Source organism: Paucibacter sp. B2R-40 (assembly GCF_025717555.1).
In the GTDB taxonomy this organism is placed as follows: domain Bacteria; phylum Pseudomonadota; class Gammaproteobacteria; order Burkholderiales; family Burkholderiaceae_C; genus Paucibacter_A.
This window is the reverse complement of record NZ_JAJIRP010000017.1, coordinates 733-15,037: the sequence shown is the minus strand read 5'-3', so window position 1 is coordinate 15,037 and position 14,305 is coordinate 733. Positions and strand designations below refer to the sequence as shown.

13 protein-coding genes are annotated in these 14,305 nt (G+C 58.6%); 10 read left to right on the top strand and 3 right to left on the bottom strand.

Features of this window, described 5'->3' with window-relative positions; translation table 11 throughout:
- Positions 1 to 5 precede the first annotated feature (5 nt).
- The 10 genes from LNV09_RS24075 to LNV09_RS24030 all read left to right on the top strand — a co-directional run bounded on the left by LNV09_RS24075 (position 6) and on the right by LNV09_RS24030 (position 10,052).
- The gene (locus LNV09_RS24075) at positions 6 to 1,028 is read left to right on the top strand and encodes a 3-oxoacyl-ACP synthase III family protein (RefSeq protein WP_411969346.1); all 1,023 of its coding nucleotides are present in this window, start codon (positions 6 to 8) and stop codon (positions 1,026 to 1,028) included.
- Positions 1,025 to 2,221 carry an SDR family oxidoreductase gene (locus LNV09_RS24070; protein WP_263559608.1) on the top strand — a complete coding sequence of 399 codons (1,197 nt, stop codon included), beginning with the start codon at positions 1,025 to 1,027 and terminating at the stop codon, positions 2,219 to 2,221. The genes LNV09_RS24075 and LNV09_RS24070 overlap by 4 nt, the downstream gene beginning before the upstream one ends.
- A complete protein-coding gene (locus LNV09_RS24065; RefSeq protein ID WP_263559607.1) occupies positions 2,215 to 4,005 on the top strand; it encodes an HAD-IIIC family phosphatase in 1,791 nt (596 codons plus the stop codon). Before LNV09_RS24070 ends, LNV09_RS24065 begins: the two co-directional genes overlap by 7 nt.
- The gene (locus LNV09_RS24060) at positions 3,998 to 4,234 is read left to right on the top strand and encodes an acyl carrier protein (protein WP_263559606.1); all 237 of its coding nucleotides are present in this window, start codon (positions 3,998 to 4,000) and stop codon (positions 4,232 to 4,234) included. The genes LNV09_RS24065 and LNV09_RS24060 overlap by 8 nt, the downstream gene beginning before the upstream one ends.
- Before the next feature lie 2 nt (positions 4,235 to 4,236).
- On the top strand, positions 4,237 to 5,577 hold the full coding sequence (locus tag LNV09_RS24055) for a long-chain fatty acid--CoA ligase (protein WP_263559605.1): 1,341 nt from the start codon (positions 4,237 to 4,239) through the stop codon (positions 5,575 to 5,577).
- 84 nt (positions 5,578 to 5,661) lie between these two features.
- Positions 5,662 to 6,072 carry a sugar 3,4-ketoisomerase gene (locus tag LNV09_RS24050; protein WP_263559604.1) on the top strand — a complete coding sequence of 137 codons (411 nt, stop codon included), beginning with the start codon at positions 5,662 to 5,664 and terminating at the stop codon, positions 6,070 to 6,072.
- Between the two features lie 5 nt (positions 6,073 to 6,077).
- The gene (locus LNV09_RS24045) at positions 6,078 to 7,187 is read left to right on the top strand and encodes a DegT/DnrJ/EryC1/StrS family aminotransferase (RefSeq protein ID WP_263559603.1); all 1,110 of its coding nucleotides are present in this window, start codon (positions 6,078 to 6,080) and stop codon (positions 7,185 to 7,187) included.
- Between the two features lie 10 nt (positions 7,188 to 7,197).
- On the top strand, positions 7,198 to 8,202 hold the full coding sequence (locus tag LNV09_RS24040) for a glycosyltransferase family protein (protein WP_263559602.1): 1,005 nt from the start codon (positions 7,198 to 7,200) through the stop codon (positions 8,200 to 8,202).
- Positions 8,203 to 8,205: 3 nt separating this feature from the next.
- Entirely contained in the window at positions 8,206 to 9,147 is a 942-nt protein-coding gene (locus tag LNV09_RS24035) for an alginate O-acetyltransferase AlgX-related protein (protein ID WP_263559601.1), read from the top strand.
- A gap of 50 nt (positions 9,148 to 9,197) precedes the next feature.
- Entirely contained in the window at positions 9,198 to 10,052 is an 855-nt protein-coding gene (locus LNV09_RS24030; RefSeq protein WP_263559600.1) for a hypothetical protein, read from the top strand.
- A gap of 161 nt (positions 10,053 to 10,213) precedes the next feature.
- Here the strand turns inward: LNV09_RS24030 and LNV09_RS24025 are convergent, their stop codons facing one another.
- The 3 genes from LNV09_RS24025 to LNV09_RS24015 all read right to left on the bottom strand — a co-directional run.
- Positions 10,214 to 11,713 (bottom strand): SPM autocatalytic domain-containing protein, encoded by a 1,500-nt coding sequence (locus LNV09_RS24025; protein ID WP_263559599.1) that lies wholly within the window; start codon positions 11,711 to 11,713, stop codon positions 10,214 to 10,216.
- Between the two features lie 9 nt (positions 11,714 to 11,722).
- Complete coding sequence (locus tag LNV09_RS24020) at positions 11,723 to 11,986, bottom strand: hypothetical protein (RefSeq protein WP_263559598.1); 264 nt, start codon at positions 11,984 to 11,986, stop codon at positions 11,723 to 11,725.
- A gap of 489 nt (positions 11,987 to 12,475) precedes the next feature.
- A partial coding sequence (locus LNV09_RS24015) for an SPM autocatalytic domain-containing protein (protein ID WP_505191002.1) occupies positions 12,476 to 14,305 on the bottom strand: 1,830 nt, incomplete at its 5' end.

Here is a 14,305-nt window from a genome sequence, read left to right as displayed (position 1 = left end):
CTCCAATGACAGTTTTGAATTCTCATCTTCCTGCGGTTTCCATCATCGGCGTAGGCCACCATCTGCCCGCTCAGTTTGAGGATAACGAGACGCTGTGCCAGCATCTGGACGTGACGCCGGACTGGATCATCGAGAAGACCGGCATTGAGCGCCGCTATATCGCCGCCACCGAAGACACCGCCTGGGGCTATTCGGTGGCCGCAGCTACGCAGGCCTTGGAAATGGCGGGCATAACGCCGACTCAACTCGGCATGATTATCTGTTGCACCTTCTCGGGCGACTACCAGTTTCCGCCCCTGTCGGCCAAGGTGGCTCAGCAACTCGGTGCCGCGCAAGCACAAATTTTCGACCTGCAAGCCAACTGTTCGGGTTTCGTGGCGGGCTTGACCAGCGCCAGTGACCGGATGCGGGTTGACCCCAGCGTCGGCTACGCGCTGGTCATCGGGGTGGAGATGTGCAGCCGCTATATCGACCGCAAGGACGCCAACACCGCGATCTATCTGAGCGACGGCGCCGGCGCCGCCGTGCTCGGCCCGGCCCTTGCCGGCGAGGGTATTCAGGCCTCGGCCTTTCACACCGATGCCTCGAACTACGAGGCCGTGCGTTTGCGCGGCGGAGGTGCCTCTTTCGCCAACAACGGCCGACCGTTTGAGGCTGCCGTGGATTTGATGGAAATGAACGGCATCGCCACCTGGAAGCAGGCCATTACCCATTTACCACCGACCATACGACGCGCTTGTGCCAAGGCCGAAGTGGATGTGAAGGCACTGGATTTCATGGTCTTTCACCAAGCCAATCTGCGCTTGATCGAGTATTTGGTGCGCAAGATGGGATTGAGCATGGAAAAGACCTATACCAATGTCGCGCAAATCGGCAATAGCGGCTCTGCGTCGCTGGCGATTGCCTTGAGCGAGGCTGTCCGTGGTGGCCATATCAAGAACGGCGACATGGTGGCCTTGGCGGGCGTCGGTGCCGGTTTCAATTTTGCGGCCAGTGTCTGGCGCTGGTCGCTGGGGGCTGCACGATGAGCATTTTTGCAGACTTCGAAGCGGTCAATGTGGGCGATCAGCAGTCGCTGGTCAAACCGATCACCGAAGCCGATATCCGCCGCTTTGTCGAGTTGACCGGCGACGACAATCCTCTGCACGTAGACCCGGAATACGCCAGCGAGACTTCTTTCAAGGAGATCGTCGTCCACGGCATGCTGGGTGCATCCTTCATCTCCACCGTGATCGGAACCAAGCTGCCCGGACCCGGTGCTCTATGGGTGTCGCAGTCCATGGAATTCAATTTGCCGGTGCGTCTGGGTGACACCCTGACCGTGACATGCACGGTGCTCAAGAAACACCCACGCGAGCGCCTGTTGGAGCTCGACACCCGCATCTGCAATCAGCATGGACAGGTGGTGCTCAGTGGCGGCGGCAAGGTCAAGTTGTTGGAGCCGCCGCGCCCCAAGCTGGCTGCCGCCGTGGCAAGACTCAAGGTTGCCATCGTGACCGGAGGTGCTGGCGGCATCGGCCGGGCTATCTGTGAAAAGCTGGCGGCCGAAGGCTTCGCTGTCGTGGTCAATTACAGCGCCAGTCAAGACAAGGCCCTCAAGTTGGTGGCCAAGTTGAAGGACGGTGGCGCCGCAGCGGTGGCGGTGCAAGCCGATGTGTCAACGCAGACGGGCGCGGCCAAGTTGGTGAAGGCGGCCATTGATCATTTCGGCGGTGTCACGGTCTTGGTCAACGCGGCCTCGCCGCGCATCGTGGCGCGTCAAATTGAAGAGCTGGCTTGGGATGAAGTGCAGCAACATCTCGACGTGCAGCTGAAGAGCGCTTTGCTGATGGTTCAGGCTTGCAAGCCCTCGATGCAGGCGGCCGGCGGAGGGCGCGTCATTTCCCTGGGCTCACAGTCCTGGGACGGTGTGCCGGTAGCCGGTTGGACCGCTTACGCGATCGCCAAAGGAGCCCTCTCCACCTTGACGCGCTATTTGGCTGCGGAGTTGGGCCCGCTTGGCATCACCGCCAATTTGGTGTCACCTGGCATGACCAACACCGGCTTTATTTCCGGGGTTTCGGAGAAGCAGCAGTTGATGGTGGCGCGGCAAACGCCCTTGCGCCGCCTGGCCGAGCCCGAAGATGCGGCCGCAGCGGTGGCCTTCTTGGCTTCGGAGCAGGCGGCCTACATCACCGGGCAGAACCTGCGCGTCAATGGCGGCGGGTCCATGGCATGGTGACAATCGTGAGGGCCGAGGAGCAATCCGCCCTGGCCGTGCTGCAGCGCGCCGATGCCGCGCAGTTTGAGGTGATGGCGGCGCTCAAGTTGCTCGACCAAAGCGATGCTGAATTTCGTAGCCTGAAGCTGGGAATTGCGGCCAACATCACCGTTGATTTGCTGGCCACCTACTTGCGTCGGCATGCTTATTTGGCTGGTGTACGGCTGCAGGTGGCCAAGGGTAGTTACGACGATCTTCTCGGCGACGTACAAGTTCACGCCGGCGTGGACTTGCTGTTGATTTTGCCGTTCTTTGACAATCTGCAAGCTTCGTGGGAGGCGCAACTGGGCGGCTTGGAGGAGGGGGCTTGGGCCCCCGCGCAGGCCGACTATTTGAACCGTCTGGGCTTGGCCTTGCAGGGCACTCAGTCGATCGGTCAGGTCTTGCTCTTCGGCGCGCATTTGCTCGATCCGCAGGCGTCGGCCGACAGCCCGCAGCAGTTGGCACTCTATGCCTTCAATCAAGGCTTGGCTACCTTGGCCGCTCAGCATGCCCAAGTCAAGCTGATCGAGACCGCCGGAGCCCTGGCTGAGTTTGGCGCGCGGCATGCCTTCGATGCGCGTTTCTATTTTCGTGGCAAGGCACCCTATAGCGCGGGCTTCATCGATCTGCTGGCCGGCAAAGTCGCGCAAGCCACGCGCAGCTTTGGCAGCCATTTCTACAAGGTTTTGGTGCTCGACTGTGACAACACCTTGTGGGGCGGCATCGTCGGCGAAGATGGCATGGCCGGCCTCAAGTTGGACCGCTACAGCTTCCCCGGCAACGTATTTTGGACCGTTCAACAGCAATTCAAAGCGCTTGAGCAACAAGGCGTTCTGCTGTGCCTGAACAGCAAGAACAACCCCGCGGATGTTGATGAGGTCTTGAACTCCCATCCTGACATGGTCTTGCGCGATGCGCAGGTCTTGGTCAAGAAAGTCAACTGGATGGACAAACCGAGCAATCTGCGTGCCTTGGCCGAGCAGTTGAATCTCGGTCTGGAGAGCTTTGTTTTTGTCGATGACTCGGCCTTCGAAATCGAGGCCGTGCGGGAACAATTGCCCCAAGTGCGCGTGTTTCAAGTGCCCAAGGCCTTGCAAGACTACCCGGCCCTGGTTCGCCGCGAGATCGCTCCGCTGTTCATCGCCGGCGGCGTCAATGCACAGAGCCGAGCCAAGACACAGCAGTACCGGGCATTGGCGCAAGCGAATGAATTGCAAGCCGGTTTCGGCACTCAGCAAGACTATCTGCGCTCACTCGAGTTGAAGGTCGATCTGAAGCGTGATTGCCTGGATCAAGTGGCGCGGATTACCGAGCTGATGGGCAAGTCCAATCAGTTCAATTTGAGCACCCGCCGATTGCTGGCCGGCGAAGTACTTGGGCTGATGCAGCGCGCCGACGTGACCGTGTACTCCTTGGCGGTCAGCGACCGCCTGGCCGATCATGGCCTGACGGGTGTTCTGATCACCGAGGACGAAGGCGAGGATGTCGTCGTGCACAGTTTTTTGATGAGTTGCCGGGTGATCGGGCGGGGCATCGAGTTCGCGGTCTGGCGCGCGGTCTGCGCGGACGCACTGGCGCGGGGAAAACGCCGTCTGCGGGCCGCTTATCATCCGACCGCCAAGAATGCCCAAGTGGCAGACTTCTATGACCGCCTGGGTTTGACCCAGCTGGCACAGGCGAGTGACGGTAGTCGCTCCTATGAGATAGATTTGGCCGGTGCGCAACTGGCCGACAGTGAATGGGTGGAGTTACGCAATGCTTGATCAAGTTTTGTTGAAAAACGTCATGGCCTCAGTCTTGGAAGTTGATGCCGTCACGCTAGATATGGACTCCAGCATGGACAACGTTCCTGGCTGGGATTCTTTGCGCCAGATGAACCTGATCTTGGCCTTGGAAGAGAGTTTTGGCGTCTCGATTCCGGATGAGGACGCCGCCAACGCCACGTCCTACAAATTGATTGCCCTCGTGCTGAACGAACAACTCGCGGCCTGACCATGCAGTGGCTGCTCGACCGTTTTGCCAATGCCGAGCCGAGCCTGGCCGCCTTTATCCACAAGGGGCAGGTTTGCAACTACGGGCAAGTCTCGGCTGACATTGCCAAGTACACCCAACAGTTGAGCGCTCAGGGCGTGCGAGCCGGGCAGACCGTGGTGGTGTTGGCCGACTATGCGCCGGACGTCTTTTGCGTCATTTTGGCTTTGGCGTCGTTGAAGGCGATGGTGGTGCCGATGACGCGGGGGTCTGTCATCGAGGAGACTGAAGCTCTGGCGATTTCGGGTTGTGACCACGCGATTGAATTTGCGCAAGATGGGCTGAGTTGGACGATCAAGCCCCATGAGGTGTCGGTTTCCAATAGTTTGTTGGACGAGTTTCGCGCCACCGGCCGTTCGGGTTTGGTCTTGTTTTCCTCCGGCTCCACCGGCAAGCCCAAGGGCATGCTGCATGATTTTGAGCGGGTCATGGACAAGTTTCGCGTCGCCCGAGCACCGGTGGTGGCGATTCCGTTCTTGATGCTGGATCACTTCGGCGGCATCAACACAATTTTGGCGATCACGGCCAGCTTGGGTACGGTGGTGACTGCCGAGAATCGCGCCATCGCCACAATTTGTGAAGCGATACAAGATCACAAGGTCGAATTGCTGCCGACCACGCCGTCCTTCCTGACCCTGCTGGCCGCCACCGATCTGGCGCAGCGTTATGACTTGAGCTCCCTCAAGCGCATCACCTATGGCACCGAGACCATGCCGCAGTCAACGCTGGACCGCATCCGGGCCAAGTTTGCGGGCGTTGAGTTGCAGCAGACCTATGGGCTCTCCGAGGTCGGTGTGCTGCGCTCACAGTCGCGCCCGGACGGCTCGCTGTGGGTGCGTATTGGCGGGTCGGGTTTCGAAACGGAGGTCCGGGACGGCATTCTCTGGATCCGCTCGGACTATCGAATGCTGGGTTACTTGAACGCACCTTCAGGCTTCGACGCCGAGGGATGGTTCAATACACAGGACCGGGTTGAAGTTGATGGCGACTATTTCCGCATACTGGGGCGCGTCACCGACCTGATCAATGTCGGCGGGCAAAAAGTCTATCCGGCCGAGGTCGAGGACGTCATCCTTGCTTTGAACAATGTGGACGATGTCGTCGTCGTCGGTGAAAAGCACGCCTTGCTCGGCCAGATCGTTGTGGCCAAGGTGGCATTGCATGAAGCCGAGCCGCTGGCAGAGCTTAGGCTGCGCGTACGCAAGGCCTGTTTGGCCAAGCTGGCGGCGTTCAAGGTTCCGGCCAAGGTCGAGTTGTTGGATCAGGAGATCTACTCCGCCCGCTTCAAGAAGATGCGGCGTTGATCTGACCTTTTTCCTGGCCCTTTTTCGCGCCGACACGCTCGTGGCTGGATGCACAATCCTCAGCACAAGCTACAGGGTGTGTCCATGTCCATTGATCGCTGCCAGATCCTTGATCTACCAAAAATTCACGATCCACGCGGAAACCTAACGTTTATCGAGGGTGGGGTTCATGTCCCCTTCGACATCCAGCGTGTCTATTACCTGTACGACGTACCCGGCGGTTCCGAGCGGGGTGGGCATGCCCACAAACAATTGCACCAGTTCATCGTCGCCATGTCGGGCAGCTTTGACGTGATATTGGATGATGGCAAGGACAAGAAGCGGGTTCACCTCAACCGTTCCTATCAAGGGCTGTATGTCTGCCCCATGATGTGGCGTGAGTTGGACAACTTCTCATCCGGCGCCGTCTGCATGGTGCTGGCTTCGACCAAGTTCGCTGAAGACGACTACCACCGAGACTACGCGGAGTTCATGCGCGCGAGGTGGGTCAAGTGAGCGATATGGTGACGACGCAACAAGCGATTCCTTTCCTGGACCTGAAGCGGGTCAATGCCGCACATGACGCGAGCATTCGCGCCGCGATCTCGCGCGTACTTGACTCCGGTTGGTACATCTTGGGAAACGAGGTCAGCTGCTTCGAGCAAGAGTTCGCCGCCTATTGCGAGGTCAAGCATTGCATTGGTGTCGCCGACGGTCTGGACGCTTTGCATCTGATCCTGCGCGCCTACGGTATCGGTGATGGCGACGAAGTGATTGTGCCTTCGAACACCTTCATCGCGACCTGGTTGGCGGTCAGCCAAGCCGGCGCCCAGCCGGTGCCGGTCGAACCCGATGAGGCGACGCATAACCTTGATCCTGCCTGCATTGAAGCAGCGATCACGGCACGTACCAAGGCCATCATGCCGGTGCATTTATACGGTCAGCCGGCCGACATGGCGCCGATTCTGGAGATCGCCCGCCGACATGGCCTGAAGGTGATCGAGGATGCCGCACAAGCGCATGGCGCCAGATACCTGGGCCGGCGCACCGGCGGTTTGGGTGACGCAGCAGGATTCAGTTTCTATCCTGGCAAGAATCTTGGCGCGCTGGGAGATGGCGGCGCCATCACCACCAATGACGATGCGCTGGCGGCGCGCCTGCGCATGCTGCGCAATTACGGCTCCAGCATCAAGTATCACCACGAGGTGGCCGGCGTGAATTCGCGCTTGGATGAAATTCAGGCGGCCGTTTTGCGTGCCAAGCTGCCCGCCCTGGATGCTGAAAACGCCGCACGCCGCCGCCTCGCCGCAGCTTATTTCGAAGCGCTGCAAGACGCGCCTGTGCTTCTACCCAAAGCTGTCGCAGGTGCGGAATCGGTTTGGCATTTGATGGTTGTGCGCACCGACAGGCGCGCTGATTTGCAAGCCGCTTTGAGTCGAGCTGAAATCGGGCACATGGTGCATTACCCGATCGCCTGCCACGCCCAGCAGGCCTATGCCCACCAAACCTGGCCGGACTTGCCCATTGCCGAGCGCCTACAGGGGCAATTGTTGAGCCTGCCTATCGCTCCCTATATGACTGAGCAAGAGGTCAGCCGCATTGCTGATGTCGTCAAAACTGCCTTGCGTTGAAATGTCAACTATGCAAATTACGACGCTTGTCCCTGCCTACAAGCCCAAGTACTTGGTCGAGCTCTTGACAGCGTTACGGCATCAGACCGTCAAGCCCGCCAAGGTCATCTTTTCGGATGACAGTCCCGATCAGGCTTTTGTGAACCTGCTGAACTCCGAGCCGATCAAGAGTGCGGTGGCGGATCTCAATATCGAGGTGGTGGCCGGCCCGCGCAGCGGGGCCTACAACAACTTCCGCCAGCTCCTGCGCTTGTTTCGAGATCAAAGCGGTGGTCCGACCGAGTTGTTCCATTTGCTGCTGGATGACGATATCCCCTACCCAAGCTTCTACGAACGTCATTTGCACGCCCATGGGCAGGGCGCTTTGAACTGCGTGGTGAGTCGGCGCTGGACGGCGCTGGAGTCGGGCCAGCCCATGCGTGACCTACCGGTGCCCCCGGCAATTGCCCAACATGCCCAACGCATGTTGGTTCTGGGCAGTGAACTTTTGTTCGCGCAGACGGCCGGAGTCAGCAGCAATTGGTTGGGAGAATTTTCCAATGCCACCTTTTCATCGGCCATGGCGTCAGAGTTGGATGACCCCAGCATGGACGGAATTTGCTTCACCGGTTTGGAAGATTTGGGCGCTTTTTTAAAGGCCTCCTTGAGCTCGAAACTGGGCTTTATCAACGAACATCTCGGCTATTTCCGTACCAGCGCCGAACAGCACTCAGCCAACCCGATGGGACGGCCCATGAAGCTGGCGCATCTGGCCTATATCGCTTTGACGCTGGCTGGACGAAGGCTTGGCAAACTGCAAGCCACTCAGGCTGCAGCAAACTTGGCAAGTCTTTGCCCCATCATTGCGCAGCGCTACGGCCATGAGTCGGATATGGCCGAACTTTGCGCGTTGATGCCGGCCTTGGCGGCGGGGCAGGCCGGCGCGGAAGAGCAATTCATGCCGATTTGGCAGGTGTACAGCGGCGCTTCAGCTCGGCAAGAAATGCCCGCCGCAGCCTGTTTGGCGATCGGTTAGGCCATGAGTAGATTGAGCGAATTCTTGGCCGTCGAGCGTGAGCTCGCGCACATCAATCGAGCCCGACTGGCCCGGCATTACGACCAAGCATTTGAGACACTGTCGCTGGATCAGGTGGCCATTGCGGGGCTGGATGGCTGGCAATTCATTGCCAATGGCAATAACGCGTGGGAGCAACAGTATTTGGGTCAGGTACTGCTGAGCGCAGAAACGCTGCAGGCCTGGCAACAGACGGTTGAGCGTCGCCAAGCCGCCAGCGCATCCATCAATGCCCGTTTCGCCCATTTGATCGTGCCCGAGAAACAGGCCATCCTTCCTCATGCACGCTGGCCTCAGGGCAGCCAAACGGTGGCACAGACCCGGCCGGCGCTGCAGTTGCTTGAGCAAATACCTTCGGGCTTGGTCTATCCGGTGGAACGCCTGCAGTCCGAATCGTGGCGCGCCGAGTTGTGTTGGCGGGGCAACAGCCATTGGTGTGCCAGTGGCGCCTGGTTCGGCTTTTGCGAGCTGATGCGGGCGGTCTGCCCCGAACTGGCCTTTGACTTCGAGCATGTGCCCCTGGCGCGCAGCTGGTGGCGCCATGACCTGCTGTTGAAATACACCGACGAGCCCTGTTTCGAGAGCGTCATCAGCATCGCTCGGCGTGCCCGCGTGGTCTATGACAACCGCTTGATGGCCACCACAGGCGCCCATGTCGGCAATCACTATGTGCTCCAAAACGAGCATGCGCCATATCAGACCTCGGTGGTGATTTTCGGGGACAGCTACTCCTTTGACGTGGGCTTCTCCGACCTGCTGGCGGCCTATTTTGGCCAAGTCCACTTCGTCTGGAACACGATGGTGGATTTCCAATACTGCAAAAACGTCAACGCGCAATTGGTCCTGGTACAAAGCGCCGAACGCTACCTGATTCGGCCGCATCCGCAAGACCTTGCTCCGGCCTAAGCCTGGACCAACCCGGCCTGAGATGGCGCAGATCCCAAGGATTTCAATTCATGAAAATTTGCCTGGTTCAATACAACCCCTTCTACCCCAAGATCGGTATCTTGGATGCCTATAACGAGGTGGTGGAGTCCTATCACTGGGGCTTTGCGGCGCTGGGGCACAGCGTTGATCGGCGCGTCAATCATTTCGATCCCGAGGCCTTGAATATCGTCTTCGGCTTCCAAATTCCTTTGCAACTCGGCCTGATCGACACCTTCCCTGAAAACACCATCTTCTTCAATATGGAGCGCTACGCCGGCAAGTCCTTGTTCGGCACCGGCGCCCATCATGTGGCGAACAAGTTCCAAATTTGGGACTACAGCCAAGCGAATGTGGATGCATGGAATTTGCTGAACCCCAAGTTTCCGGCTTACTACGCCAAGACCGCCTATGCCCCCAACCTGGAGAAGCTGCCGCGCGAAGTAGAGCAAGACATCGACGTGCTCTACTACGGCAACATCACGCCGGACCGCTTTGATGCTTTGCACAATATCGCCGGGCTACGGCCAGATTTGACCGGCTTGTCAGTGATGACCCTGTGCAATGTCTGGGGCAAGCAACGTGACGAATTCATTGCCCGGGCCAAAGTTGTGGTCAATTTCTCACGCGGCAATATTTTCGAGATTGTCCGGGTGTCCTACTTGATGGCCAACCGAAAGGCGGTCGTCTGTGATTACAACGACGAGCTGGAAATAGAACCCGATTTGCGTGCAGGCGGACTCAACTTCGTCAAGACGGCTGACATTCAAGCCGCATGCCAAGCCCTGGTCGAGGACGACGCCAAGCGCGCTGCCTATGCCTTGCAAGGCTATGAGCTGATCAAGCGTCGCGATATCAGGACCGTCATCACTGATTTTTTCAGCTGAGGCCCCCTCAGGCACTGACTCCCAAATTTCGAGCAATAAAAAGCCAGCCTGGTGTTAAACAGGCTGGCTTTCTTTTTGGCCAGGTCCGGGGACAGATTCTCGCCGTTCGGCCGTCTTGCAGCCAAAGTGGTTCACCACCGCTTTGGCTGCTCGACACCAGCTTAGAGCAGCGGACCGTTGGCCCGATTGTTCTCCTCATCTTCGATCAGCTTGCGCTCGAGCAAGGCGTGATGCAACTCGCTCGGCTTTCCAACCACCGATGTGTCCGTCTTGCTGGCCTCGTTCTGAACCAGCAAGTGCTCGCTTGGAGCCGCCAGCAAGTCATTCAAGGCAGGTGTAGGCTCACCGGATTTTTCACCTGGCTTGACGTCCTTGGCGAACCAGACGTCGGCCATTTGATGTGTTGCCCCATCACTCGTCTTGTAGCCTGAGACCAAGCCGATCAGGTTGCCGTGGTCAACAGCCGTACTCGACTTGGCCTGCAGATCCAACTCGGTAATGCCCAGATCCGCGAGCGTCTTCAACTCGCCAGCGTCCGTCTTGCCGTCATGGTTGGCGTCAACCCAGACCCTGAGCTTGTTGAAGTTGGCGTCATGCGCGTCAAGCTTGCCGTCATGGTTGCTGTCCTCGGCGGCCATCGCCAAGTAGCCGTTGGCCGCGTGTTTACCCAGGCCCAGTTGCGTACCGGAGCCGAACAACTCGGCGCCGCTATTGATCACGCCATCGCCATTGCGGTCCATCGCCAGCATGCCGTCGCCGCCGCTTGCCCAACCGTACTTGTGCGCTATGCCGGTGGCATTCAGGTCGAAATTGACACCTTCGGCCGCGGACAAGGTCTGGATGCCATTGCCGTTCAAATCCAACATGATCGGAGTAGTCAGGAACAGCGCGTCAAGCTGCGTACCTGACATCACGCCCATCGCAGCGGTGTTGGCCACCAAAGCAGTGGACTGAGTCATATTCAGCTTAGCGATATCCGCCACTTCAAAACCCGCGACCTGTTCAGTCGTCAGTGCGGTCAGTTGATCCGTTGTCAAACCTGCAATTTGTGAAGTCGTGAAGGCTGTGATGTCGGCCGAACCCAGATGCACGAAGTTTGCCGTCGATATCGCGCCCAACTGCGCCGTAGTCATGGCCGCTACCTGGCCTGTGCTGAGAATCACAATGTCATCAGTCTGAAGTCCCTTCATCTGAACCGTCGTCAAGGCGCCAAACTGCTGGGTACTCAAAGCACCCACTTGGCTTGCGCTCATGGCTTGGATCTGATCACTGCTGAGCGCCCGCAAGGTTGAGATGCTCAGTGCACGGAAATCCTCGGTGCCGATGCCACCAAAGTCAGCAGTGTCGATACCCACAACTTGCGAACTGCTGATCACACCAAACTGAACATTGGTCATCGCGCCAATCTGCAGTGAGGTCATTGCAGAGAATTGTCCGGAACTTAAGGCTCCCAGTGCAGAGGTAGAAAAAGCCGTAAGGTCGGCCGTCTCCAGCACCGCCATCTGCGCCGTGCCCAGACCCGTCACCTGGGTCGCACTCAGCGCGCCGGCCTGGGCCGCGGTCAGGGCCTGCACATTGGCCGAGCTCAGCGCGCCCAGTTGGGCCGCAGAAACCGCCCGGATGCCCGGTGTGCCCAGCGCCACCACATCTTCGCTGGTCATGTTGGCGATCTACGCGGTGGCGATCGCGCCCACTTGGGCAGCGGTCAGCACGCCGATCTGGCTGCTGGTCAAGGCGTTCAAATCATCACTGCCCAGACCGGCCACCTGGCCCGTGGTCAGGCTGATCACCTGGTTGCTGCTCAAGGCACCGATCTGCGCGGAGCCCAGGGCGGCGAGTTGATCTGTCTTCAAGGCGACGATCGCACGCGTTGAAAGGGACGACAGGTCCTGGGTCTCGAACACCGAGAACTGTGCGGTGTTGATGAGGTTCACCGAAGTTGGGCCAAGCGATGCGGCCTGTTGGGTCGTCAGCGCCTGTATTTGTGCGCTTGAGAACGCAGCCCAGTCTGAGGAGCTTAACCCTGCCAAGGTGGTTGAGGACAGCAAGGTTATCTGTGCTGTGTTTAGACTTGAGATGAATGAAGCCATTTTTAGCTCGCTCAGTGAGTTGTTTGCTTAACGCCGAAACTTCGGCTGAGAATGAATCGTCAAATTTGGGGCAGACATGCCGCCATATTTGCCGTAGCAGTGTTTGAAGTTTCAGAAGTCCAGCTCATATAGATTTACTGCGATTCACTCAAGAATTGTTCGCAACCTTTAAACGACCGACAAGAATCGTGTTGTCGTGGCATTTGCTTCAAGAAGCACCGACAGCTGTCGCTTGGCGCTTCAACCCGCTTACCTGGTTAAGGGCTTGACCGCAGCACCATTATTTTTTTGAAAAAATGAGGAGAAGAGGGCGCTCGCAGGCGCCCTCTTTGCTTAGATCAACGGTCCGTTCAAGCGGTTGTGCTCTTCATCTTCGATCAGCTTGCGTTCCAGCAAGGCGTGGTGCAGCTCGCTCTGCTTGCCACCCATTGACGCGCCTGTCTGGTTGATTGCCTCGTGAACCAGCAGGTTTTCGCTCGGGGCCGCCAGCAAATCATTCAAGGCGGGTGAAGATTCGCCGGACTTTTCACCTGGCTTGACGTCTTTGGCAAACCAGACATCAGCCATTTGATGCGTTGCCCCGTCACTCGTTTTATAGCCAGAAACCAAGCCCACCAAGTTGCCGTTGTCAACGGCTGTACCTGACTTGGCATGCAGATCCAGTTCGGTAATGCCCAGATCCGCGAGCGTCTTCAGCTCGCCAGCGTCCGTCTTGCCGTCGTGGTTTCCGTCAACCCAGACCCTGAGCTTATTGAAATTGACGTCATGCGCATCGAGTTTGCCGTCGTGGTTGCTGTCCTCCGCGGCCATGGCCAAATAGCCATTGGCTGCGTGTTTGCCCGAGGCCAGTATCGTCCCGGTGCCGAACAATTCAGAGCCGTTATTGATCACACCGTCGCCATTGCGGTCTATCGCCAACAAGCCGTCGCCGCCGCTTGCCCATCCATATTTGTGAGTCTTTCCGGTACCGTTCAGATCGAAATTGACACCATCCGCCGCGGACAGGGTCTGGATGCCATTGCCATTCAAATCCAACATGATGGGCGTTGCGAGGTAGAGCCCGTCAAGCTGGGTGGCGGTCATCGCGCTCAAGGCTTCGGTCGTGAAGGAAACGACCTGGTTCATGTTCAACTTGGCAAGATCCTCGGTGTCAAAGCCCTTGACTTGATCAGAGGTGATGCTGTGCAGTTGCTCTGTCGTGAACCCAGCCATCTGAGATGTCACAAAAGCTTTGATGTCCTGCGAGTCGAAGGCGCTGAATTGCTCAGTGCTCAAGCTGCCCACTTGTACCGAGCTGAAAGCAGCGATCTGCCTTGAACCCAGCGACGCAATTTCATCCGTTCCGAAGGTCGACAAGTGCCCGGTCGTGAGTGACTGCAGTTGTGAGGTCGAGAGCACATTGATTTGATCGGTCGTCAAAGCGCCGAATTGTTCGGTGCTCAGATTCCTCAAGGCCGAAGTATTGAAGGCTCTCAAGTCATCGGTGGCCAAGGCGGCGATCTGATCTGTCAGCAGACCCGACACTTGAGCGCTCCCCAGCGAGCCGGCTTGCGCCGTGGTCATCGCCACGATCTGATCGGTCGTGAGGGCGGCGGCTTGAGCGCCGGTCAGCCCTTTCAGGCCGCCGGTGCCGATGGCGGCGAAGTCATCGGTCGACAAGGACTTGACCTGCTCGGTCGTCAGCGCGGCAATCTGGCCCGAACTGATGGCCTTGAACTGTGTGGCCGTCAGCGCATTGAGGTCGTCCGTGCTCAGGTTCTGGATCTGCGTGGCGGTCAAAGCGTTAACTTGCACCGTCGTCAAATTACCGATTTGGTCGGAGGTGAAGGCACCGATTTGCTCGGTGCTCAGCCCACGCAGGGCACCGGTGTTGAGGGCGCGCAGGTCATCGGACACCAAGGCTGCGATCTGATCGGTCAGCAGGCCTGTCACTTGGGCGCTGCCCAGCGAGGCGGCTTGCGCCGTGGTCAGTGCCACGATTTGGTCGGTCGTCAGGGCAGCGGCTTGGGTGCCGGTCAGACCCTTCAGGCCGCCGGTGCCGATGGCCGCGAAGTCATCGGTCGAAAGCGACTTGACCTGCTCGGTCGTCAGCGCGGCAATCTGGCCCGAACTGATGGCCTTGAACTGTGTGGCCGTCAGCGCATTGAGGTCGTCGGTGCTCAG

Bases quoted from the DNA above. Each gene is read 5' to 3' on its own strand.
- LNV09_RS24065 (WP_263559607.1), top strand. From the start codon at position 2,215: ATGGTGACAATCGTGAGGGCCGAGGAGCAATCCGCCCTGGCCGTGCTG.
- LNV09_RS24035 (WP_263559601.1), top strand. From the start codon at position 8,206: ATGAGTAGATTGAGCGAATTCTTGGCCGTCGAGCGTGAGCTCGCGCAC.
- LNV09_RS24060 (WP_263559606.1), top strand. From the start codon at position 3,998: ATGCTTGATCAAGTTTTGTTGAAAAACGTCATGGCCTCAGTCTTGGAA.
- LNV09_RS24025 (WP_263559599.1), bottom strand. From the start codon at position 11,713: ATGACCAGCGAAGATGTGGTGGCGCTGGGCACACCGGGCATCCGGGCG.
- LNV09_RS24050 (WP_263559604.1), top strand. From the start codon at position 5,662: ATGTCCATTGATCGCTGCCAGATCCTTGATCTACCAAAAATTCACGAT.
- LNV09_RS24075 (WP_411969346.1), top strand. From the start codon at position 6: ATGACAGTTTTGAATTCTCATCTTCCTGCGGTTTCCATCATCGGCGTA.
- LNV09_RS24055 (WP_263559605.1), top strand. From the start codon at position 4,237: ATGCAGTGGCTGCTCGACCGTTTTGCCAATGCCGAGCCGAGCCTGGCC.
- LNV09_RS24040 (WP_263559602.1), top strand. From the start codon at position 7,198: ATGCAAATTACGACGCTTGTCCCTGCCTACAAGCCCAAGTACTTGGTC.
- LNV09_RS24045 (WP_263559603.1), top strand. From the start codon at position 6,078: ATGGTGACGACGCAACAAGCGATTCCTTTCCTGGACCTGAAGCGGGTC.
- LNV09_RS24030 (WP_263559600.1), top strand. From the start codon at position 9,198: ATGAAAATTTGCCTGGTTCAATACAACCCCTTCTACCCCAAGATCGGT.
- LNV09_RS24070 (WP_263559608.1), top strand. From the start codon at position 1,025: ATGAGCATTTTTGCAGACTTCGAAGCGGTCAATGTGGGCGATCAGCAG.